2 protein-coding genes are annotated in these 25,197 nt (G+C 75.9%); both read right to left on the bottom strand.

What is annotated here, in order from left to right:
- Nucleotides 1–41 precede the first annotated feature (41 nt).
- Entirely contained in the window at nucleotides 42–11,000 is a 10,959-nt protein-coding gene (locus tag DER29_RS14440; protein ID WP_121397803.1) for a type I polyketide synthase, read from the bottom strand.
- Nucleotides 11,001–11,047: 47 nt separating this feature from the next.
- Entirely contained in the window at nucleotides 11,048–25,183 is a 14,136-nt protein-coding gene (locus DER29_RS14435; RefSeq protein ID WP_121397802.1) for a type I polyketide synthase, read from the bottom strand.
- Between the last annotated feature and the right edge of the window lie 14 nt (nucleotides 25,184–25,197).

The following is a 25,197-nucleotide window of genomic DNA, read 5'->3' as shown; positions in this document are numbered from 1 at the left end:
CTCATCGGGGGGCACCTGCCTCGATTGGAAGGTTGGTCATCTCAGGAGATTCCAAACTCTTTGCTGATGAAGTCGAAGATCTCGTCGTCGCTGGCCGAGTCGAGGTCGGGCCGGTCCGGCTCGGCGGCGGGCCCCGCCGCCAGGTCGGACGCCTTGGCGAGCAGGTCCTGCATCCGGGCGGTGAACCGGGCCCGGGCTGCCGGGTCGAGCGGGATGGCGTTGAGCAGGCTCTCGACCGTGTCGATGCCCTGGAAGAGGGGTTGCGTGGAGGGCGCCGCGTCGGCGGCGATCTCGCTGGTCAGCTTCTCGGCGAGGGCGGTCGGCGTCGGGTAGTCGAAGACCAGCGTCGCCGGCAGCCGCAGCCCGGACAGGCCGTTGAGCCGGTTGCGCAGGTCGACCGCGGTGAGCGAGTCGAAGCCCAGGTCGGTGAAGAGCCGGTTCGGGTCGACGGCGTCGGCTCCGGCGTGGCCGAGGACGGCGGCGATGTTCGCCCGTACCACGTCGAGCACCACCTTGTGCCGCTCCGGACCGGCCAGGCCGGCGAGTCGCTGGCTGAGCTGCACCCCGCCGGAGCGGGCCCCGGTGGCGTCGGCCGAGCGCCGCAGCGGCACCCGGACCAGGGCCCGGAGCATCGGCGCGAGGGTGCCGGCCTCCGCCTGCCCCCGCAGCGTCCCGACGTCCAGGCGCATCGGCACGACGGCCGCCGCGTCGAGTCGCCACGCGGCGTCGAAGAGGTTCAACGCCTGCTCGGTGGCCAGCCCGGCGGCGCCCTGCTCGGCCATCCGCCGCACGTCGTCGTCGCCGAGGTGGCCGGTCATCCCGCTGGCCTGCTCCCAGAGGCCCCACGCGAGCGAGATGCCGGCGAGCCCGCGGGCCCGGCGGTGCGCCGCGAGGGCGTCGAGGAAGGCGTTCGACGCCGCGTAGTTGGACTGGCCGGCGCTGCCCAGGGTGGCCGCCGCCGAGGAGAAGAGGACGAAGGCCGCGAGGTTCGCCCCGGCCGTGAGGCGGTGCAGGTGCCACGCCGCGTCGATCTTCGGCACGGCGACCGCGTCCACCCGGTCGGGGGTCATCGACTCCAGCACGCCGTCGTCGAGGACGCCGGCGGCGTGCACCACGGCGGTGAGCGGGTGCGCGGCGGGCACCCCGGCCAGCAGCGCCGACAGGGCGTCGGGGTCGGCGGCGTCGCAGGCCGCGACGGTCACCTCCGTACCGGCGCCGGCGAGCTCGGTGACGAGGTCGTCGATCCCCTCGGCCGCCGCGCCGCGCCGCCCGGCCAGCAGCAGGTGCCGCACGCCGTGGGTGGTGGCGAGGTGGCGGGCCAGGATGCGGCCCAGCACGCCCGTCCCGCCGGTGATCAGCACGGTGCCGTCCGGGTCGATCCCGCCCGGCAGCGGCTCCACGCCGGCCGGGACCCGCCCGAGCCGCGGCGTGCGCACCTGCCCGGCCCGCACGGCGAGCTGCGGCTCGCCGGAGGCGATCGCGGCGGCCAGCGCGGTGGCGCTGTCCGGGGTGTCGTCGAGGTCGACGAGCTGGCATCGGCCCGGGTGTTCGAGCTGCGCGGTGCGCAGCAGGCCCCAGACCGGGGCCTGGCGCAGGTTGACGACCTGCTGCTCGCCTGCCGCGACCGCGTCGCGGGTGACCAGCACCAGCCGGGACTCGGCGAACCGGTCGTCGGCGAGCCAGGTCCGCAACGCGGCGAGGGTACGGTGCGTGGTGGCCCGCGCCTGCCTGGCCAGCGCCGGGTCCGTCGGGTCCCCGGCGTCGCCGATCGGCACGATCACCGCCTCCGGCGCCGGCTCACCCCCGGCGAGCAGGTCGCCCAGCGAGTCGAGGTCGACGTCGGTACGCACCCGGGCACCGGCCGCCTCGCAGGCGGCGCTGAGCGCCAGGTCGTCGCCGAGCGCCACCCAGCGGGTGGCCGCCGGCACGGGGCCGGTGGGCACCGGCAGCACCGGCCAGTCCACCTGGAACAGCGACTCGTGCCGGCCGGAGCGGGCCGCGCCGAGCGAGTCGCCGGAGACCCGGCGCATGATCAGGGAGTCGACGTGCAGCACCGGCGCGCCGGTGGCGTCGGCCACCTGGAAGGAGACGCCGACCTCGCCGGCGGCGGCGACGCGTACGCGCAGGGCGGTGGCCCCGGCGGCGAGCAGGGAGACCCCGGTCCAGGCGAACGGGAGGCGGGGCACGGTGGCGTCGGCGCCGTCGCCCATCCGGCCGAGGAAGCCGCCGATCGACATGGCCTGCAACGCGCCGTCCAGCAGCGCCGGGTGCACGCCGAAGCGGCCGGCCTCGGCGTGGTGGTCGGCGGGCAGTTCGACCTCGGCGAAGACCTCGTCGTCGCGGGTCCACGCGGCGCGCAGGCCACGGAACGCCGGGCCGTACCCGAAGACGGTCGCCTCGATGCCGGAGTAGAAGTCGTCGGACTCGACGCGCGTCGCGCCGGGCGGCGGCCACACCCCCAGGTCGAAGGCGGGCGCGGCGTCGGCCGGCTGCGGGGCGAGCAGACCGGTGGCGTGGCAGGTCCAGGCGACGTCGGCCAGGATCTCGTCGGAGCCGTCCCGGTAGGGCCGGGAGTAGAGCTGGACGGTACGCCGCCCGTCGTCGTCCCGGTCACCGACCATGAGCTGCACCTGGAGCGCGCCGAGTTCGGGCAGGACGAGCGGGGCGAGCAGGGTCAGCTCCTCCACCGTCGGGCAGCCGGCCTGCTCACCGGCGTACGTGGCGAGTTCCACGAAGGCGGTGCCGGGCAGCAGGATGTTGTCCATCACCCGGTGCTCGCCGAGCCACGGGTGGGTACGCACCGACAGCCGCCCGGTGAAGACCATCCGCTCGCTGTCGGGGAAGGTCAGCGTGGCGCTGAGCAGCGGGTGCCCGGCGTCCTGGAGGCCGGCGGAGCTGACGTCCTGCGCCCGGTGGACCGGCGGCTCGACCCAGTACCGCTGGTGGTCGAAGGCGTACGTGGGCAGCGCGACGGTGCCGGTCGGGGCCAGGACGGCCGTCAGGTCGACGGGCAGGCCGATCGCGTGGGCGGTGGCGAGGTTCGTCAGCAGCCGCGTCGCGTCGTCGTCGCCGCGCCGCAGGCTGCCCAGGGTGTGCCCGGTCGCGCCGGTGTCGTCGAGGATCGCCGTCACCGGCATGGTCAGCACCGGGTGCGGGCTGATCTCCACGAACGTGGTGTGCCCCGCCTCGACGGCCACGCGGACGGCCGGGTCGAACCGCACGGTCTGCCGCAGGTTCTCGTACCAGTAGTCCGCCGTCATCGACGCCGGGTCGACCCAGTCACCGGTCAACGTCGACACCAGCCGGACATGCCCCTGGCGGGGGGTGACGTCGGCCAGGTCGACGCGCAACCGCTCCGCGACCTCCTGCACCGCCGCCGAGTGCGACGCGTAGTCCACCGGGATCAACCGGGCCCGCACGCCCTCGGCCTGGCAGGACTCCACCAGGTCCGCGACCGGCTGCGGCGGCCCGGACACCACCACGGTCGACGGGCCGTTGACCGCCGCGACACCCACGCCCGGGAACTCCCCGAGACGCTCGGCGACCGCGTCGGCGGAGAGGTCGATCGACGCCATGGTGCCGGTGCCGCGCAGCACCGTCAGCGCCCGCGACCGCAACGCGACGGCCTTCGCCGCGTCGTCCAGGCTGAGGATGCCGGCCACGCACGCCGCACCGATCTCGCCCTGCGAGTGACCGATCACCGCGGCCGGGGCGACCCCGGCGTGCTGCCACACCGCCGCGAGGGCGATGCCGACAGCCCACAGCACCGGCTGCACGACCTCGACCCGCTCCAGCCACGACTCGTCGTCGCCGGTCAACACCGACACCACGTCCACGTCCAGGTACGGCGCCAGGGCCCGCTGGCACTCGGCCAGCTTCGCGTCGAACACCGGCGTACAACCGACAAGACCGGCCGCCATCCGCGCGGACTGCGCACCCTGACCCGGGAACACGAACACGGCACCCGCGCCGTGCGACAAGGCCGTGCCGGCGACCACGTTGCCGGCCGGCGAGCCGGACGCCAGGGCGTCGAGCCCCGCCAGCAGGTCCTCGACAGTCGACCCGACCACGGCGGCCCGCTGGTCGAACACCGACCGCGTCGTGGCCAGGGACCAGCCCACGGCAGCCGGATCGACCTCGCCGTGCTCGCGCACGTACTCCGCCAGGCGGGCCGCCTGACCGGACAGGGCGCCCTTCGAGCGCGCCGACACCGGCCACACCACGACGTCCGACGCCACCAGGCCCGGGCCGGGCTCGGCCGGAGCGGCGACCTCGAACGGCTCGTCGGCCTGCTCGATGATCACGTGGGCGTTGGTGCCGGAGATGCCGAACGACGACACGGCCGCCCGACGCGGCCGGTCCACCGCCGGCCACGGCCGCGACTCCGTCGCCAGCTCCACCGCGCCGGAGGTCCAGTCGATGTGCGGGGACGGCTCGTCCACGTGCAGCGTCGCCGGCACCATGCCGTGCCGGATGGCCTGCACCATCTTGATCACACCGGCGACACCGGCGGCGGCCTGCGCGTGGCCGATGTTCGACTTGATCGAGCCGAGCAGCAGCGGCCGGTCGGCGGGCCGCTCCCGCCCGTACGTGGCGAGCAGGGCCTGCGCCTCGATCGGGTCGCCGAGCGTCGTGCCCGTGCCGTGCGCCTCGACCACGTCCACGTCGGCGGCGGAGAGCCGCGCGGACGCGAGCGCCTGCCGGATCACCCGCTGCTGCGACGGGCCGTTCGGGGCGGTCAGCCCGTTGGAGGCGCCGTCCTGGTTGATCGCCGAGCCGCGCACCACCGCGTACACGGTGCGGCCCTGCCGACGGGCGTCGGAGAGCCGCTGCACGAGCAGCATGCCGACGCCCTCGGACCACCCGGTGCCGTCGGCGGACGCGGCGAAGGACTTGCACCGCCCGTCGGCGGCGAGGCCGCGCTGCCGGGAGAACTCGACGAACGCGGTCGGGGTGGCCATCACCATGACGCCGCCGGCGAGGGCCATGTCGCACTCGCCGCCCCGCAGCGCCTGGCCGGCCCAGTGCAGCGCGACGAGGGACGACGAGCAGGCCGTGTCCAGCGACACCGCCGGCCCCTCCAGCCCGAACGTGTACGCCACCCGTCCCGAGATGACGCTGCTGGTCATCCCGGTCAGCATGTAGCCCTCGGCGGCCTCCGGTGAGTACGCCAGCAGCGAGCCGTAGTCCTGGCCGCTGGTGCCGACGAAGACGCCGGTGCTGCTGCCCCGTACGTCGGTGGGGTCGATGCCGGCGGACTCGAAGGACTCCCAGGTGGTCTCCAGCAGCAGCCGCTGCTGCGGGTCCATGGCCAGGGCCTCGCGGGGCGAGATGCCGAAGAAGCCGGGGTCGAACTTGTCCACGCCGCTGAGGAAGCCGCCGCCGCGGGCGTAGAAGGTGCCGGGGGCGTCCGGGTCGGGGCTGTAGAGGCTGTCGAGGTCCCAGCCGCGGTCGGTCGGCAGGTCGCTGATCGCGTCGACGCCGTCGACCACCAGCCGCCACAGGTCGTCGGGCGACCACACGCCGCCGGGCAGCCGGCAGGCCATGCCGATGATGGCGAGGGGCTCGTCGTCGCCGACCGACACGGCGGTGGTGGCGGGTCGCACGGGGACGGGGGTGCCGGCGATCTCCGTACCCAGGAAGGCCGCCAGGTCGTGCGGGGTCGGGTAGTCGAAGACGAGGGTGGCCGGCAGCCGCATGCCGAAGGCGTTGTTGAGCCGGTTGCGCATCTCGACGGCGGTGAGCGAGTCGAAGCCGAACTCGCTGAACGCGCGGCGCGGCTCGATGGCCGCCGGGTCGGGGTAGCCGAGCACGGCGGCGGCCTGGCCCCGGACGATCTCGACGAGCGCGGCGGCCCGTTCGGTGTCGCCGAGCCCGGCGAGCTGCTGCACGAGCGAGGCGCCGGTGGTGGCCGCGGCGGCGCGGGCGGGCGTGCGGATCAGCGCCCGGTACAGCGGCGGGATGCTCCCGCCGGCGAACTGCACCTTCATCGCGGCGAGGTCCAGCCGGGCCGGGACCAGCGCGGCGTCGGTGGTGCGGCAGGCCGCGTCGAAGAGGGCGAGCCCCTCCTCGGCCTCCATGGCGGCGACGCCCGAGCGGGAGATCCGGTTGAGGTGGACGTCGTCCAGCTCGGTGGTCATGCCACTGCGGTCGGCCCAGAGGCCCCAGGCGAGGGTGAGCGCGGCGAGGCCGCGCGCCTTGCGGTGCTGGGCCAGCCCGTCGAGGAACGCGTTGGCGGCGGCGTAGTTGCCCTGGCCCGGACCGCCGGCGGTGGCGGCGAGCGAGGAGTACGAGATGAACGCCTTCAGGTCGAGGTCGGCGGTCAGCTCGTGCAGGTGCCAGGCGGCGTCGACCTTGGGCCGCAGCACGCCGTCCATCCGCTCGGGGGTGAGCGAGGAGATGACCCCGTCGTCGCGGACGCCGGCGGCGTGGATGACGGCGGTGAGGGGGTGCTCCGCCGGGATGCCGGCCAGCAGCTCGGCCACGGCGTCGCGGGCGGCGACGTCGCAGGCGGCGACGGTGACGTTCACGCCGAGCGCCTCCAGCTCGGTGCAGAGCTCCGCGACGCCCCCGGCGGCGCGGCCGCGCCGGCTGGTGAGGATCAGGTGCCGGACGCCGTACGTGCCCACCAGGTGCCGGCTCATCAGCTGGCCGAGGGTGCCGGTGGCGCCGGTGATCAGGACGGTGCCGTCGGAGTCGAACGGGGCGGCCGGCGGCTCGCTCGGGGCGGGGACCCGGGTGAGCCGGGCGCCGGCGGCGACGCCCGCGCGGATCACGACCTGCGGCTCGTCGGTCGCGACGGCCGGGACGAGCGCGGCGGCGCAGCCGGCGATGTCGTCGACGTCGACCAGCACGAACCGCTCGGGGTTCTCCGACTGGGCGGAGCGGAGCAGGCCGATCACGGCGGCGCCGGCCAGGTCGGTCAGGTCGGTGTCCCACTCGGTGGCGACCGCGCCCGAGGTCAGCACCACCAGCCGGGAGGCCGTGTAGCGGTCGTCGGCGAGGAACTGCTGGAGCACGGCGAGCGCCCGGTGGGTCACCTCGGCGACGGCCCGGGGCACGTCCGCCGACGCGGGCGGGTCGAGGAACGGCACGACCAGCACGCCGGGTGCGTCCGTCCCCTCGTCCATCGCCGTGGCCAGGGCGGTCAGGTCGGGGTACGCCGCCACGGCCGTGCCGGTGGCGGCGACCGCTTCGGTGAGCGCCGCCGCGTCGCCGACCACCGCCCAGTCGACGGTGGACGGGCCGGCGGGCAGCGCGAGCGGGGCCCACTCGACCCGGAACAGCGAGTCGGTGCCGCCGCCCCCGGCGGTGCGGAGCTGGTCGGCGGAGACCGGCCGCAGGACCAGGGAGCCGACGGATATGACGGGGGCGCCGGTGACGTCGGTGAGCAGCAGCGAGATGCTGTCGGGGCCGGTGTGCGAGACCCGGACCCGGGCCGCCGCGGCCCCGGCGCCGTGCAGGGCGACGTCGTTCCAGGAGAACGGCAGCCGACCGTAACCGGGGGGCATGTCCGCCCCCGACGGCTCGCCGGCCGGCGTGGTCAGGCCGAGGGTGTGCAGCGCCGCGTCGAGCAGCGCCGGGTGCAGGCCGTACCCGCCGGCCTCGGCGGCGGGGGCCTCCGGCAGCGCCAGCTCGGCGAAGAGGTCGTCGCCGCGCCGCCAGGCGGAGCGCAGGGCGATGAACGACGGGCCGTAGTCGTAGCCCTGGGCGGCCAGGTTCAGGTAGAGGTCGTCGGTGCCGACCTCGGTCGCGCCCGGCGGGGGCCAGGTGGTCAGGTCGGACCAGCCGACGGGGCCGCTCGGCGCGGCCGGGCCGCCGGCCAGCACGCCGCTGGCGTTGCGGGTCCAGGCCCGCTCGCCGGCGCCCTCGGCCGGCTCGCCGTCCTGGGCGGAGTGCAGCGACACGGAGCGGCAGCCGGTCTCGTCCGCCGGGCCGATCCAGAGCTGGATGTCCACGCCCCCGGTCTCCGGCAGGATCAGCGGCGATTCCAGGGTGAGTTCGCGGACGTGGTCCGCGCCGACGTGCGCGCCCGCCTGGAGGGCGAGTTCGACGAAGCCCGTGCCGGGCAGCAGCACGGTGTCGAAGACGACGTGGTCGGAGATCCACGGGTGGGTACGCCGGGCCAGCCGGCCGGTGAACAGGAAGCCCTCGGCGTGCGCGACGCCGACGGCGGCCCCGAGCAGGGGGTGTTGCGCGGGCCGCAGGCCGACCGCGGTGACGTCGCCGGTCCACCCGGCCCCCGCCTCGGGCCAGTAGCGCTGGTGCTGGAAGGCGTACGTGGGCAGGTCCACCCGCCGGGCGCCGGTGTCGGCGAACCACGGCCGCCAGTCGACGGCCACCCCGTGCACGTGCAGCTCGGCCAGCCCGGCCAGCAGCCCGTGCGCCTCGGGCCGGTCCTTGCGCTGCACGGCGACGGCCAGTACGCCGTCGTCGCCGGGCAGGATGTCCGCCGCCATCGCGGTCAGCACGCTCTGCGGGCCGATCTCCAGGAACGTGTCCGCCCCGGCGGCCCGCAGCGCGGCTACCCCGTCGGCGAAGCGGACGGCCTCCCGCACGTGCCGCACCCAGTAGTCGGGCGTGCGGATCTCGTCGGCGTCGGCGAGCGTGCCGGTCACGTTCGACACGATCGGCAGGGTCGGCGCGGCGAAGGTCAGCCCGGCCAGGACGGCTCGGAACTCGTCGAGCATCGGCTCCATCAGCGGACTGTGGAACGCGTGGCTGACGGTCAGCCGGCGTGTGCGCGCCCCCCGCTCCCGCCAGAGCCGCTCCACCTCGTCGAGGGCCGCCACGTCGCCGGAGACGACCACCGAGGTCGGCCCGTTGACGGCCGCGACGCCCACCCGGCCGGCGAGCCCGTCCAGCGTGGCGAGGACGTCGGCCTCGGCGGCGGCGACGGCGAGCATCCCACCGCCCGAGGGCAGGGCCTGCATCAGCCGCCCCCGCGCCGCCACCAGCGCCGCCGCGTCGGCCAGGGACAGCACCCCGGCCACGTACGCGGCGGCGACCTCACCGATCGAGTGCCCGCCCACGAAGTCCGGCGTGATCCCGAACGACTCCACCAGGCGGAACAGCGCCACCTCGACGGCGAACAGCCCCGCCTGGGTGAACACCGTCTGGTCCAACAACCCCGCCTCGACGGAACCCTCGACAGCGAACAGCACCTCCCGCAGCGGGCGCGGCAGCAGCGGATCGAGCCGCCCGCACACCTCGTCCAACGCGGCGGCGAACACCGGGAACCCGGCGTACAGCTCCCGGCCCATGCCGGCGCGCTGCGCGCCCTGGCCCGAGAAGAGCACCGCCAGCGTTCCCCGGCCGCCGGCCTGGCCCGTGACGACCGCGCCCGACGGCTGCCCGGCGGCGAGGGCGCGCAGCCCGGCCAGCAGGTCGTCGCGGCCGGTCGCGGCGACCACGGCCCGGTGGTCCAGGATGGACCGGGAGGTGACCGACGAGAACGCCACGTCCAGGGGCCGCAGGCTCTCGTCGGCGGCCAGCCGGGCCGCCCAGCGGCCCGCCTGCGCGGCGAGACCGGCCGCGTCCCGGGCCGACACCGGCACCGGTACGACCGGCCGCTCGACCACCGGCGCGGCGGCGTCCGACGGGGGCTGCTGGGGCGCCGGGGCCTGCTCCAGGATGGTGTGCGCGTTGGTGCCGGACACCCCGAACGAGGAGACCGCCGAGCGGCGCGGCCGGCCCACCGCCGGCCACGGCGTCGCCTCGGTCACCAGCGACACCTCGCCGGCCGACCAGTCGACCTCGGGGGTCGGCTCGTCCACGTGCAGGGTGGGCGGCACGACGCCGTGCCGCATCGCCATCACCATCTTGATCACACCGGCGACACCGGCGGCGGCCTGGGCGTGACCGATGTTCGACTTGACCGACCCGAGCAGCAGCGGCGCCGAGTCCCCCCGGTCCTGCCCGTACGTGGCGAGCAGGGCCTGCGCCTCGATCGGGTCGCCGAGCCGGGTGCCGGTGCCGTGCGCCTCCACCACGTCCACGCCGCCGGCGGCGAGACCGGCGTTGGCCAGGGCCTGCTGGATCACCCGCTGCTGCGACGGCCCGTTCGGGGCGCTCAGGCCGTTGGAGGCGCCGTCCTGGTTCACCGCGCTGCCCCGCACCACGGCGAGGATCGGGTGGCCGTTGCGCTGCGCGTCCGAGAGCCGCTCCAGCAGCAGGACGCCGACACCCTCGGACCAGCCGGTCCCGTCGGCGGCGGCGGCGAACGCCTTGCACCGGCCGTCGGCGGCGAGGCCGCGCTGCCGGGAGAACTCGACGAAGGCGGCCGGGGTGCACATGGCGGTGACCCCGGCGACGATGGCCAGGGTGCACTCCCGCTGCCGCAGCGCCTGCCCCGCGAGGTGCAGGGCGACCAGGGACGACGAGCAGGCGGTGTCGATGGTGACCGCCGGCCCCTCCAGCCCGAAGGTGTAGGCGATCCGGCCGGAGACCACGCTGCCGGCGTTGCCGGTCATCAGGTGCCCTTCGAGGCCCTGCGCGGCACCCATGAGCACGGTGCCGTAGTCCTGGCCGGTGCTGCCGGCGAAGACGCCGGTGCGGCTGCCGCGCAGCGAGTGCGGGTCGATGCCGGCCCGCTCCAGGGCCTCCCACGAGGTCTCCAGCAGCCAGCGCTGCTGCGGGTCCATCGCCAGCGCCTCGCGGGGGGAGATCGCGAAGAAGCCCGGGTCGAAGTCGGCCAGGTCGTGGACGAAGCCGCCCTGCCGCGTGTACGACGTGCCGGCCTGCTCCGGGTCGCTGTCGTAGAGCGACCCGAGGTCCCAGCCGCGGTCGGTCGGGAAGTCGGAGACCACGTCCCGGCCGGACGCGACGACCTCCCACAGGTCCTCGGGCGACCGCACCCCGCCGGGGAAGCGGCAGCTCATGGAGACGATGGCGACCGGTTCCTGTTCGCCGGCCTCCACCTCGCGCAGGCGCTGGCGCACCTGGTGCAGGTCAGCGGTGACCCGCTTGAGGTAGTCGAGAAGCTTCGCCTCGTCAGCCATGGACCGCGCACTCCTTGTGTTGACCCGTCGTCGCAGCAGCGATCACGTCAGGACATCCCCAGCTCGCGGTCGATGAAGTCGAAGACCTCGTCCGGCGTCGCGTCCTGGAGCTTCTCGGCGACGGTGTCGCCGTCCGCCGGCGCGTCGGCCTCGTTGAGGGAGGCCAGCAGCGCCCGCAGCCGCTCGGTGATCCGAATCCGGGCGCTCCGGTCCGGCGCCGAGCCGGAGAGCGCCGCTTCCAACCTGTCCAGCTCACCGAAGACCGGTGCGACCCCGACCACGCCGCCGTCGACGATCGCGGCCCGCACGTATTCGGCCAGCCCGGCGGCGGTCGGGTAGTCGAAGACGACCGTGGCGGGCAGCCGGACGCCGGTCGCCGCGGTGAGCCGGTTGCGCAGCTCCACGGCGGTCAGCGAGTCGAAGCCGAGTTCGCGGAACGCCCGGTCCGGCTCCACGGCGTCCATCGAGGCGTGTCCGAGCACCGCGGCGGCCTGCCCGCGGACCAGCTCCAGCAGGGTCTTGCGTCGTTCGGCGTCGGTCTGCCCGGCGAGCAGGGCGGCCAGGGACTCCGCGGACACGCCGGTGTCCTCGGCGCGCTCGGCGACCGCCCGCCGCGCCTCGGCCACGCCCGCGATGAGTGGGCTGGGCCGGACGGCGACGAACCCGGGCACGTACCGGGCCCAGTCGATGCCGGCCACCATCGTCGCCGGCTCACCCCGCGCGACGCACTGCGCGAGCGCCGCGAGCGCGGGCCCGGTGTCGAGGCGGGCCACGCCGGTGCGCCGGCGGCGTTCCTCCACGGCCTGGTCGGTGGCGGCCATCCCGCCGGCCGCCCAGGGACCCCAGGCGACCGAGGTGGCCGGCAGGCCCTGCCGGTGCCGCTGCTCGGCGAGGGCGTCGAGGTAGGCGTTGGCGGCGGCGTAGCTGCCCTGACCGGCGGCGCCGAGCTGACCGGCCATCGCGGAGAACAGCACGAACGCGCGCAGTTCCCGCCCGACGGTCAGCTCGTGCAGGTGCAGGGCGCCGAGCACCTTGGGTCGCAGGACGGTGGCGAGGCGGTCGGCGGTGAGCCCGTCGAGCACCCCGTCCTCCAGGACGCCGGCCGCGTGCACCACGCTGGTCAGCGGCGCGTCGACGGGTACCTCGTCGAGCAGCTTCGCCAGCGCCGCCCGGTCGGCCACGTCGCAGGCCGCGACGGTCACCCGGGTTCCCGTTTCGGTCAGCTCCCGGGCCAGTTCGGTGGCTCCGGGGGCGTCCGCGCCGCGACGGCTGACCAGCATCAGGTGCTCGGCGCCCCGGGCGGCCAGCCAGCGGGCCACCTCCGCGCCGAGCGCGCCGGTGCCGCCGGTGACCAGGGTCGTGCCCGGGTAGCCGGCCTCGTCGGTGGCCGCCTCGCCGCCGGGCGCCCGCACCAGCCGGCGTACGAGGATGGTGGCGCCGTCGACCGCGAGCTGGTCCTCGCCGTCGAGGCCGGCGAGCGCGGCGCAGAGCAGGTCCCAGCCGTGGTCGTCGAGGGTGGCCGGGACGTCGACCAGGCCGCCCCATCGCTCGGGGTGTTCGAGGGCCACGACCCGGCCGAGGCCCCAGAGCAGCGACTGCTCCGGCCGGCCGGGCGTTCCGCTCCGGGTGGTGCCCGCGGCACCCCGGGTGACGCACCACAGCGGCGCGGCGACGTCGAGGTCCCCGAGCGCCTGGATCAGCGCCAGGGAGCGGGCGAGGAAGGGCGGCACCGGCTGGGTGTCGTCGACCGCGCCGTCGGCGAGGGCGAGCAGCGACAGCACCCCGTCGACCGGGGCCGGTTCGCCGTCGGCGGTCCGGGTGGCGCCGGTCAGGTGCGCGGTGAGGGCGGCCCGGTCGGTCAGGTTCTCCGGCACCAGCACCAGTCGGACGTCGGCGCCCCGGCGGGTCAGCTCGACCACCGCGGCCTCGCCCTCCTCCGGGTGCCGCTCGTCGGCGACGACCCACCAGGCGCCGGGGAGGAAGCTGACCGGTGTCCCGGTGTACGGCTGCCAGACGCTGCGGTACCTCAGGTCGTCCAGGGTGGACCGGTTGCGCTGCTGGCGCCGCCAGGAGGCGAGCACCGGCAGGGCCGCGCCCAGCCGCTCCAGGGACTCCGCCGCCTCCTGCTCGGTGAGTTCCGCGAGCGCGGCCAGGTCCTCCCGTTCGACGGCCGCCCAGAACGCGGAGTCGACGCCGCTCGGGGTCTCCTCGGCGCCGTCCTGCCCGGTCGTCGCGGTCGGCCAGAAGCGGCTCCGGTCGAAGGCGTACGTGGGCAGCGCGACGGTGCCGGTCGGGGCCAGGACGGCCGTCAGGTCGACGGGCAGGCCGATCGCGTGGGCGGTGGCGAGGTTCGTCAGCAGCCGCGTCGCGTCGTCGTCGCCGCGCCGCAGGCTGCCCAGGGTGTGCCCGGTCGCGCCGGTGTCGTCGAGGATCGCCGTCACCGGCATGGTCAGCACCGGGTGCGGGCTGATCTCCACGAACGTGGTGTGCCCCGCCTCGACGGCCACGCGGACGGCCGGGTCGAACCGCACGGTCTGCCGCAGGTTGTCGTACCAGTAACCAGCGTCCATCGAGGACGGGTCGACCCAGTCCCCGGTCAGCGTCGAGACGAGCCGGGTGTGCCCCTGTCGGGGGGTGACGTCGGCCAGGTCGGCGCGCAACCGCTCCGCGACCTCCTGCACCGCCGCCGAGTGCGACGCGTAGTCCACCGGGATCAACCGGGCCCGCACCCCGTCGGCCTGACACGCCTCCACCAGGTCCGCGACCGGCTGCGGCGGCCCGGACACCACGACGGTGGAGGGGCCGTTGACGGCCGCCACCCCGACGCCCGGGAACGCGGACAACCGCGCGGCCACCGCGTCGGCCGACAGGTCCACCGAGGCCATCGTGCCGGTGCCCCGCAGCACCGTCAGCGCCCGCGACCGCAGGGCCACGGCCTTCGCCGCGTCGTCCAGGCTGAGGATCCCGGCCACGCACGCCGCACCGATCTCGCCCTGCGAGTGACCGATCACCGCCTGCGGGGTCACCCCCGCGTGCTGCCACACCGCCGCCAGCGCCATGCCCACGGCCCACAGCACCGGCTGCACGACCTCGACCCGCGCCAACCACGACTCGTCGTCACCGGTCAGCACCGACACCAGGTCCACGTCCAGGTACGGCGCCAGGGCCCGCTGGCACTCGGCCAGCTTCGCGTCGAACACCGGCGTACGACCCACCAGACCGGCGGCCATCCGCGCCGACTGCGCACCCTGACCCGGGAACACGAACACCGCACCGGTCCCGGAGGCCGTACCCGTGACGAGGTTCCCGGCCGGCGCGCCGGCGGCCAGGGCGTCCAGCCCCGCCAGCAGGTCCGCCACGTTGGCACCGACCACGGCGGCCCGCTGGTCGAACGCCGACCGGGTCGTGGCCAGGGACCAGCCCACCGCCGCCGGGTCCGCCTCGCCGTGCTCGCGCACGTACCGGGCCAGGCGGGCGGCCTGACCGGCCAGGGCGCCCTTGGACCGCCCCGACACCGTCCAGACGACGACGTCGGAGGCCACGAGTCCCGGGCCGCGGTCCGCGACGGCCCCGCCGTCGGGCTCCGCGCTCTCGGCGGGCAGGTCCTCGGGCAGCTCGATGATGACGTGGGCGTTGGTGCCGGAGATGCCGAACGACGACACCGCCGACCGACGCGGCCGGTCCACCGCCGGCCACGGCCGCGACTCCGTCGCCAACTCCACCGCGCCGGAGGTCCAGTCGATGTGCGGGGACGGCTCGTCCACGTGCAGCGTCGCGGGGACCACGCCCTCCCGCATCGCCAGCACCATCTTGATCACGCCGGCGACACCGGCGGCGGCCTGGGTGTGGCCGATGTTCGACTTCACCGACCCCAGCAGCAGCGGCTCGTCGCGCTCCTGCCCGTACGTGGCCAGCAAGGCCTGCGCCTCGATCGGGTCGCCCAAGGTCGTGCCCGTGCCGTGCGCCTCGACCACGTCCACGTCCGCCGTCGACAACCGTGCCGACGCCAGCGCCTGCCGGATCACCCGCTGCTGCGACGGCCCGTTCGGCGCCGTAAGGCCGTTGGAGGCGCCGTCCTGGTTGACCGCGCTGCCCCGCACGATCGCGAGGACCTCGTGGCCGTTGCGCCGGGCGTCCGACAGCCGCTCCACGAGCAGCATGCCCACGCCCTCGCCCCAACCGGTGCCGTCCGCGCCCGCCGCGAACGCCTTGCACCGGCCGTCGGCGGCCAAACCGCGCTGCCGGGAGAACTCCACGAACAACCCGGGCGTCGACATCACGGTCACGCCACCGGCGAGGGCGAGGTCGCACTCGCCGCGCCGCAGCGACTGCACCGCCAGGTGCAACGCCACCAACGACGACGAACACGCCGTGTCCACCGACACCGCCGGCCCCTCCAACCCCAACGCGTACGCCACCCGACCCGACACCACACTCGCGGCGTTGCCCGTCCCCGCGAAGCCCTCCACCTCGTCCCCCGCCACCATCAGCAGGGCCCCATAGTCCTGACCATTGGTGCCCACGAACACCCCTGTTCGCGAACCCCGAAGAACCCCAGGCTCAACCCCTGCCCGCTCGACCGCCTCCCACGAAACCTCGAGCAACAACCGCTGCTGCGGGTCCATGGCCAACGCCTCGCGGGGCGAAATACCGAAGAAACCGGCATCAAACTCCGCCGCCTCGTAGAGGAAGGCGCCGCTGCGGACGTAGGAGGTGCCGGTGGAATAGGGGTCGGGGTCGTAGAGCCGCTCGACGTCCCAACCGCGATCGCCGGGTAGGTCGGACACGGCGTCGCGGCCGGCGTGCAGCATCTGCCAGAACCGCTCGGGGTCGTTCGCCCCGCCGGGGAAGCGGCAGGACATGGCGACGATGGCCACCGGCTCGTCGTCGCCGAGCGTCACCGGGGCGGTCTCCGCCGCCACGGCGGCCTCCCCGCCCAGCTCCTCGTGCAGGTGCCGGGCTAGCGCGGTCGGAGACGGGTAGTCGAAGACCAGGGTCACCGGCAGCCGCAGCGAGGTGGCGGTGGCGAGCCGGTTGCGCAGCTCCACCGCCGTCACCGAGTCGAACCCGAGGTCCCGGAACGCGTGGTGCGGGTCGACGGCCTGGCCGTCGGCGTACTTGAGGACCGTGGCCGCCTGGTCGCGGACCAGGTCGAGCAGCGCCTGCTGGCGCTCGGCGGCGCTCATTCGGGTGAACGCGCCGGCCGGGCCGGCCTCGTCGGTCTCCTTCGTCTCGGCCAGGCCCTTGGTGGCCTGCAACCGCTGTGCCTCGGGGATCTCCGAGATCAGCGGACCGGGCCGGGTGGCGGTGAAGGCGACGAAGAACCGGTCCCAGGCGATGTTCGAGATGGTCAGGAACGTCTCGTCGTGCTCGACGGCCTGGTGCAGGGCTGCGACGGCGAGCCGCGGCGGCATCTCGGGCGCGCCGTGGCGATGCAGCATCCGGCCGAACTCGCCGTCGGCCATGCCGCCGCCTCCCCAGGCGCCCCAGCCGATGGAGGTGGCGGGCAGGCCGAGGGCACGCCGGTGCTCGGCGAGGGCATTGAGGAACGCGTTGCCGGGGGCGTAGTTGCCCACGCCGGAGCTGCCGACGGTGCCGGCCATCGAGGAGAACAGGATGAACGCGTCGAGGTCCAGCTCGCGGGTCAGCTCGTGCAGGTTCAGCGCGGCGGTGACCTTCGCGCTGAGCGCGTAGTCGACCTGCTCCAGGGTCAGCGAGTTGATCACCGAGTCGTCGAGGACGGCGGCGGTGTGCACGACGGTGGTCAGCGGGTGCTCGGGCGGCAGGTCGGCGAGGACGGCGGCCAGCGCCGACCGGTCGGCGGCGTCGCAGGCGGCGACGGTGACCCGGGCACCCAGCCCGACCAGCTCGGCCTCGAGGTCGGCGATGCCCTCGGCCTGCCGGCCGCGCCGGCTGACCAGCACCAGGTGCGCGGCGCCGTTGGCGGCGAGCCAGCGGGCCATGTGGCCGCCGAGCGCGCCGGTGCCGCCGGTGACCAGGGCGGTGCCGGAGGGTCGCCAGGTGCGCGGGGCGGGGGCGTCGCCGAGTGGGGCGTGCAGCAGCCGCCGGCCGAACGCGCCGGCCCACCGCAGCGCGACCTGGTCCTCCCCGTCGGCGCCGGCGAGGACGCGGACCAGCCGGCGGCCGGCCGCGTCGTCGAGCTCGTCGGGGAGGTCCACGAGGCCACCCCAGCGGTCCGGGTGCTCCAGCGCGGCGACCCGGCCGAAGCCCCAGGTGAGCTGCTGGAGCGGGTGCGGCAGCGGGTCGGCCGGGGCGGTGGCGACGGCGCCCCGGGTGAGGCACCACAGCGGTGCGCGGACGCCGGCGTCGCCGAGCGCCTGCACGAGGGTCACGGTGCCGGCGAAGCCGACCGGCACCGACGGATGCGCCGGGGCGGGCGTCTCGTCGAGCGGCAGCAGCGACACGATCCCGGCGGGCGCGCCGCCGGCGGCGAGGTCGCGCAGCCGGGCGGCGAGCGCCTCGCGGTCCGTGCGGTCGGCGTCCAACGCCAGCGGTACGACGGTGCCGCCGTGGCGCCGCAACGCCTCGGCACAGAAGGCGGCCTCGGCCGCGCCGGTGTCGTCGGGGCCGGTGAGCAGCCACCAGGTGCCGGTGACGGCGGGCTCGCCGGCGGCGTCGGGGTCGACGGATGTCCAGCTGTCCCGGTACCGCCAGGAGTCCACGGTGGCCTGGTCGCGGTGCCGGCGACGCCAGGCGGCGAGGACCGGCAGCACGTCGGCGAACGCGGCGTCCGGCACGGGCTCCGACCCGGTCGCGCCGGCGAGTTCGGCGGTGAGCGCGGTCAGGTCCTCCGCCTCGACGGCCGCCCAGAACCGGGCGTCGACCTCGTCGTCGGCCACGGGAGCGGTGCCGCCGGTGGCCGGGGTGGGGGTGGCGGACGGCTGCGGCCAGTAGAGCTGCCGTTGGAACGGGTACGTGGGCAGGTCGCGGCGGCGTCCGGCGAGGCCGGTGAACGCGGGCCGCCAGTCCACCGGCGTACCCCCGGTCCAGACCTCGGCCAGGGCGCGCAGGAAGCGGCCGAGGCCACCCTCGCCTCGGCGGAGGCTGCCGGTGACGGTGACCGCCTCCGGGTCGGCGGCGGTCAGCTCGACGCTCTCCTGCACGGCCATGGTCAGCACCGGGTGGGCGCTGACCTCGACGAAGGTCTGGTAGCCGGCGGCGACGAGGCTGCGCACCGCCTCGTCGAAGCGGACGGTCTGCCGCAGGTTGCGGTACCAGTAGTCGGCGTCGAGGGCGGCGGTGTCGAGCCAGTCCCCCTCGACGGTGGAGCGGAACCGGACCTCGCCGGTGCGGGGCCGCAGCCCGGCGAGCAGTTCCAGGAGCTGCTCGCGCAGCTGCTCGACGTGGGCGGAGTGGGAGGCGTAGTCCACCGGGACGCGGCGCACCCGCACCTCGCGGGACTCGTAGTGGGCGACCAGCTCGTCGAGGGCGGCGCTGTCGCCGGAGACCACGACCGAGGTGGGCCCGTTGACGGCGGCCAGGGCGACCCGGCCGGCCCAGCGGGTGATCGTCGCGGTGGCCTCGTCGGCGGTGGTGGCGACCGAGACCATGCCGCCGTCCCCGGCGATGCCGGCGATGATCCGGCTGCGCAGCGCGACCACGGCGGCCGCGTCGTCCAGGGTGAGGCCGCCGGCGACGTACGCGGCGGCGATCTCGCCCTGCGAGTGGCCGACGACGGCGGAGGGGCGCACCCCGTACGACTCCCAGAGCGCGGCGAGCGAGACGCTGACCGCGAACAGGGTGGGCTGCACGACGTCGACGCGCTCCAGCGACGGGGCGTCGGGCGCGCCGCGCACCACGTCGGTCGGCGACCAGTCGACGTACGGGCGCAGCGCCTCGGCGCAGGCGGCGAACTTCTCCGCGAAGACCGGGGCGGTGTCGAGGAGTTCGGCGGCCATGCCGACCCACTGGGAGCCCTGGCCGGGGAAGACGAAGGCGACCTCGCCCGGCGTGCCGGGGGCACGGGTGACGGTCTGCGCGGTGGGCCGGCCGGCGGCGAGCGAGTCGAGGGCCGCGGTCAGGTCGTCCCGGTCCGCGGCGAAGACGACGGCGCGGTGGTCGTGGGCCGCGCGGGTGGCGGCCAGCGACCAGCTGACGTCGGCGAGTTCGTCGTCGTCGACCGTCTCGAGGTGGTCGAGCAGGTCCCGGGTGCGGGCGGTGAGGGCGTCGACGGTGCGCCCGGAGAGCACCCAGGGCAGCTCCCCGGTCGGTCCGTCGGCCACCGGCTCGGGCTCGGGTTCGTCGGCGGGGGCCTGTTCGAGGATGGTGTGCACGTTGGTGCCGCTGATGCCGAACGAGGACACGGCGGCGCGGCGTACGCCGTCGGCCGGCTCCCACGGCCGGGCCGAGGTGAGCAGCTCGACGCTGCCGGCGCTCCAGTCGACGTGCGGGGTGGGCTCGTCCACGTGCAGGGTGGGCGGCAGCACCCCGTGCCGCATCGCGAGGACCATCTTGATCACGCCGGCCACACCGGCGGCGGCCTGGGTGTGCCCGATGTTCGACTTCACCGACCCCAGCCAGAGCGGCCGGTCGGCGGGACGGTCCTGGCCGTACGTGGCCAGCAACGCCTGCGCCTCGATGGGGTCGCCGAGCGTGGTGCCCGTGCCGTGCGCCTCGACGGCGTCCACCTGGTCGGCGGTCAGGCCCGCGTTGGCCAGGGCCTGCCGGATGACCCGCTGCTGGGCGGGGCCGTTGGGGGCGGTGAGGCCGTTGGAGGCGCCGTCCTGGTTGACGGCGCTGCCGCGCAGCACGGCGAGGATCGGGTTGCCGTCGCGGCGCGCGTCGGAGAGGCGCTGGAGCACCAGCAGGCCGACGCCCTCGCCCCAACCGGTGCCGTCGGCGGCCCCGGCGAACGGCTTGCACCGGCCGTCCGCGGCGAGGCCGCGCTGGCGGGAGAAGCCGACGAAGATGCCGGGGGTGGCCATCACGGTGGCGCCACCCGCCAGGGCCAGGTCGCACTCCCCCGTCTGGAGGGCCTGCGCGGCCAGGTGCATCGCGACGAGCGACGACGAGCAGGCGGTGTCGACGGTGACCGCCGGGCCGTGCAGCCCGAAGGTGTACGCCAGGCGACCGGAGATGACGCTGGCGGAGGTGCCGGTGGCGAGGTAGTTCTCGTCGACGTCCCCGGCGGCCATCAGCAGCGAGCCGTAGTCCTGGCCGTTGGTGCCGACGTACACGCCGGTGCGGCTGCCGCGCAGGGCGGTCGGGTCGATGCGGGCCCGCTCGAACGCCTCCCAGGTGGCCTCCAGCAGCAGCCGCTGCTGCGGGTCCATGGCGAGGGCCTCGCGGGGGCTGATGCCGAAGAACGCCGGGTCGAACTCGCCGGCCCCGGCGACGAAGCCACCCTCGCGGACGTAGCTGGTGCCGAGGTGCTCGGGGTCGGGGTGGTACAGCTCGGCGAGGTTCCAGCCGCGCTCGCCGGGCATCAGGCTCATCGCGTCGGTGCCGGTGGCGACGAGGTCCCACAGCTGCTCGGGCGAGGTGACCCCGCCGGGGAAGCGGCAGCTCATCGCGACGATGGCGATGGGCTCGCGGTCGCGGCCGGTGCCGTCGGCGACCACCTCGCCGGTGGTGTGCCCGGCGGTGAGGCCGTGCAGGTGCGCGGCGAGCTCGGCGACCGTGGGGTGGTCGAAGACCAGCGTGGCGGGCAGCGTCATGCCGGTCTCGGCGGTGAGCCGGTTGCGCAGCTCGACGGCGGTGAGCGAGTCGAAGCCGAGGTCGCGGAAGGTGCGGTCGGGCAGCGGCTGGCCGGCCGGGTAGCCGAGCACCACGGCGGCCTGGGTGCGCACGAGGTCGGCGAGCTGCGGCAGGGACCGGCCGACCACCACGGCGCGGGCAGGGCCGGTGGGCACGGCGGGCACCCCGGGCAGGGCGGCGATCAGTGGCGTCGGGCGGCCCCAGGAGGCGGCGAGGCGTCCCCAGTCGACGTCGGCGACGGTGACGGCCGGCTCGGCGGTGTTGACCAGCCGGCCGAGGGCGGTGACGGCCTCGGCGACGGGGAGCGCGTTGACCCCGCCCCGGGCGAGCCGGGCGGTCAGCGCGGCGGCCATGCCGTCCTCGGCCCAGGCGCCCCAGGCGATGGCGGTGCCCGGCAGGCCCTGGTCGCGTCGCCAGGCCGCGAACGCGTCCAGGTACGCGTTGGCCGCCGCGTAGTTGCCCTGTCCGGCGCTGCCGATGACCCCGGCGAGGGAGGAGAAGAGCACGAACGCGTCGAGGTCGCGGTCGGCGGTGGCCTCGTGCAGCACCCGGGCGGCGCGGACCTTGCCGTCGAGGACGGTCTGCATCCGGGTCAGGTCGAGCCCGTCGAGGACGCCGTCGTCGACCACCCCGGCGGTGTGCACGATGGCGGTCAGCTCCGGCAGGCCGGCCACGAGGGCGTCGACCGCGGCCCGGTCGGTGACGTCGCACGCCACCACCCGCACCGCACCCAACTCGTCGACCAGCTCCGCGGCGCCCGGCGCCGCCGGGCCCCGCCGCGAGGCGAGCACCACCTCGGTTGCCCCGTTGGCCAACAGCCAGCGGGCCACGTGCCGACCCAACGCACCCGTACCGCCGGTGACCAGCACCGTCCCGGCGGGCCGCCAACCCGACCCGGCGGGCGGCGCGGCCGACACCAGCCGCCGGCCGAGGACGCCCTGCGGGCGGATCGCCACCTGGTCGTGGCCGGTGTCGGCGAGGACGGCGAGCAGCGCGTCGCCGGCGGTGCGGTCGGCGCGGGCCGGCAGGTCGACCAGGCCGCCCCAGCGGTCGGGCTGTTCGAGGGCGACGACCCGGCCCAGGCCCCAGGCCAGGGCGGACCACGGGTCCGCGAGGCCCTCGCCGCCGCCGACGCGGACGGCGCCCCGGGTGAGGCACCAGAGCCGGCCGGGCAGTCCGGCGTCGGCGAGCGCCTGGGTGAGGGTGAGCAGCAGCGCGGCGCCGGCGGAGACGGCCGGGGCGTCCGGCAGCGCCCGGTCGTGCGCGGGCAGCACGCAGAGCACCCCGGTCCAACCCTGGTCGCCGTGGTGGCGCAGCAGCTCGGTCAGCTCCGCGCGGGCGGTGCCGGGGGCGACGGTCAGGGCGTCGACGTGGGCGCCCGCGCCGGTCAGCGTCCCGGCCACCCCGGCGTCGTCGGCGTCGGCGGTGACGACCAGCCAGCGGCCGGTCAGCGCCGGCGCGGCGGCGGGGCGGACCGGCTCCCAGTCGACCCGGTACGACCAGCCGTCCACCACGGCGTCGCGCTGCCGGGCCCGCCGCCACGACGACAGCACCGGTACGGCCGGGGCGAGGGCCTCGACCGCCGCGGGATCGTCCTGCACGGCCAGGTGGGCGGCGACCCCGGTCAGATCGCCGCGCTCCACCGCCGCCCAGAAGTCCCCCTCGGCGGTGTCGGTCGGCGCGGTCGCTCCGGCGGTGCCGCCGAGCTCGGGCCAGTAGCGCTGGTGCTGGAAGGCGTACGTGGGCAGGTCCACCCGCCGGGCGCCGGTGTCGGCGAACCACGGCCGCCAGTCGACGGCCACCCCGTGCACGTGCAGCTCGGCCAGCCCGGCCAGCAGCCCCTGTGCCTCGGGCCGGTCCTTGCGCTGCACGGCGACGGCCAGTACGCCGTCGTCGCCGGGCAGGATGTCCGCCGCCATCGCGGTCAGCACGCTCTGCGGGCCGATCTCCAGGAACGTGTCCGCCCCGGCGGCCCGCAGCGCGGCTACCCCGTCGGCGTACCGGACGGCCTCCCGCACGTGCCGCACCCAGTAGTCGGCGGTGCGGATCTCCTCGGCGTCGGCGAGCGTGCCGGTCACGTTCGACACCACCGGCAGCGACGGCGCGGCGAACTCCAGCCTGTCGAGGACCGCACGGAACCTCGCGAGCATCGGCTCCATCAGCGGGCTGTGGAACGCGTGGCTGACCGCGAGCCGGCGCGTGCGTACGCCCCGCTCCCGCCAGACGCGCTCCACCTCGTCGAGCGCGTCGACGGCACCGGAGACCACGACCGACGACGGCCCGTTGACCGCGGCGATCCCGACGTCGGCCAGACCGTCCAGGGTGGCCAGCACCTCGGCCTCAATCGCCGCGACGGCCAGCATCCCGCCGCCCGAGGGCAGCGCCTGCATCAGCCGGCCCCGCGCCGCCACCAGCGCACAGGCGTGCTCCAGCGACAGCACCCCGGCCACGTACGCGGCGGTGACCTCGCCGATCGAGTGGCCGGCGACCATGTCGGGGGCGATGCCGAACGACTCGACGAGGCGGAACAGCGCCACCTCGACGGCGAACAGGCCGGCCTGGGTGAACACCGTCCGGTCCAGCAACTCGGCGTCGGCCGAGCCCTCGGCGGCGAAGAGCACCTCGCGCAGGGGGCGCGGCAGGGCCCGGTCCAGGTACCCGCACACCTCGTCGAGGGCGGCGGCGAAGACGGGGAACTCGGCGTACAGCTCCCGGCCCATGCCGGCGCGCTGCGCGCCCTGGCCGGAGAAGAGCACCGCGAGCTGGCCGCGCGGCGACCCGGCGCCGGCGACGACGGTGCCGGCCGGTTCCCCGGCGGCGAGGGCGCGCAGCCCGGCGAGCAGGTGGTCGCGGTCGGTCGCCGCGACCACGGCGCGCCGGTCCAGGGTGGAGCGGGAGGTGACCGACGAGAAGGCCACGTCGAGCGGGCGCAGGGTGTCGTCGGCGGCGAACCGGGCGGCCCAGCGGCCGGCCTGGGCGGCGAGCGCGGCGTCGGAGCGGGCGGAAAGCAGCACGGGCGCCACCGTGCGGGCCGCCGGGACCCTCGGCTCGGTTTCAGTCTCGGTCTCGACCTCGGCAGGAGCCGGGGCCTGCTCGATGATGGTGTGCGCGTTGGTGCCGGACACCCCGAACGACGACACGGCGGCCCGGCGCGGCCGGTCCACGGCGGGCCAGGGCGTCGCGGCGGTGGCGAGGGTGACCGCCCCGGCGGTCCAGTCGATGTGCGGGGACGGCTCGTCGACGTGCAGGGTGGGCGGCACGACGCCGTGCCGCATCGCCATCACCATCTTGATCACGCCGGCCACGCCGGCGGCGGCCTGGGTGTGGCCGATGTTCGACTTCACCGACCCGAGCAGCAGCGGCGCGGCGTCCCCCCGGTCCTGCCCGTACGTGGCCAGCAGCGCCTGCGCCTCGATCGGGTCGCCGAGCCGGGTGCCGGTGCCGTGCGCCTCCACCACGTCGACCTGCTCGGGCGTGAGCCGGGCGTTGCCCAGGGCCTGGCGGATGACGCGAACCTGCGACGGGCCGTGCGGGGCGCTGAGCCCGTTGGACGCGCCGTCCTGGTTGACGGCGCTGCCCCGCACCACGGCGAGCACCGGGTACCCGTGCCGCTGCGCGTCGGAGAGCCGGGTGAGCAGCAGCATGCCGATGCCCTCGGACCAGGAGGTGCCGTCCGCGCCGGCGGCGAACGCCTTGCACCGGCCGTCGGCGGCGAGGCCGCGCTGCCGGCTGAAGCCGACGAAGACCGCCGGGGTGGGCATCACCGTCACGCCGCCGGCCAGCGCCAGCTCGCAGTCGCCGTTGCGTAGTGCCTGGGCGGCCAGGTGGACGGCGACCAGCGAGGACGAGCAGGCGGTGTCGACGGTGACGGCCGGCCCCTCCAGCCCGAGGGTGTACGCGACACGCCCGGAGATGACGCTGGTGGCGTTGCCGGTGAGCAGGTGCCCCTCGCCGTTCTCGGCCTGCGCCATCATGCCGTCGTAGCCGTGCGACGACGCCCCGACGAAGACGCCGGTGCGGCTGCCCCGTACCGCCGGCAGCGGCAGCCCGGCCCGCTCGAACGCCTCCCAGGAGGTCTCCAGCAGCAGCCGCTGCTGCGGGTCCATGGCGACGGCCTCGCGGGGCGAGATGCCGAACAGGTCGGCGTCGAAGTCGGCGGCGGAGTAGACGAAGCCGCCCTCGGTCACGTAGCTGGTGCCCGGGTGGTCGGGGTCGGGGTGGAAGAGGCGGTCCAGGTCCCAGCCCCGGTCGGCGGGGAACGGCCCGATCCCGTCCCCGCCGTCGCGGACGAGCTGCCACAGCGCCTCGGGACTGTCGACCCCGCCCGGATAGCGGCAGCTCATCGCCACGATGGCGATGGGCTCGGAGTCCCGGGTCTCCAGCTCGCGCAGCCGCCGCCGGGTACGCCGCAGCTCCGAGGTCGTACGCTTCAGGTACTCGACGTACTTCTCGTCCTCGTTGCTCACCGTGGACCTACCTC

This window comes from Micromonospora sp. M71_S20 (assembly GCF_003664255.1).
GTDB lineage: Bacteria > Actinomycetota > Actinomycetes > Mycobacteriales > Micromonosporaceae > Micromonospora.
Note: the sequence above shows the minus strand (reverse complement) of the source record. Positions and strands in the feature narration are given on the sequence as shown.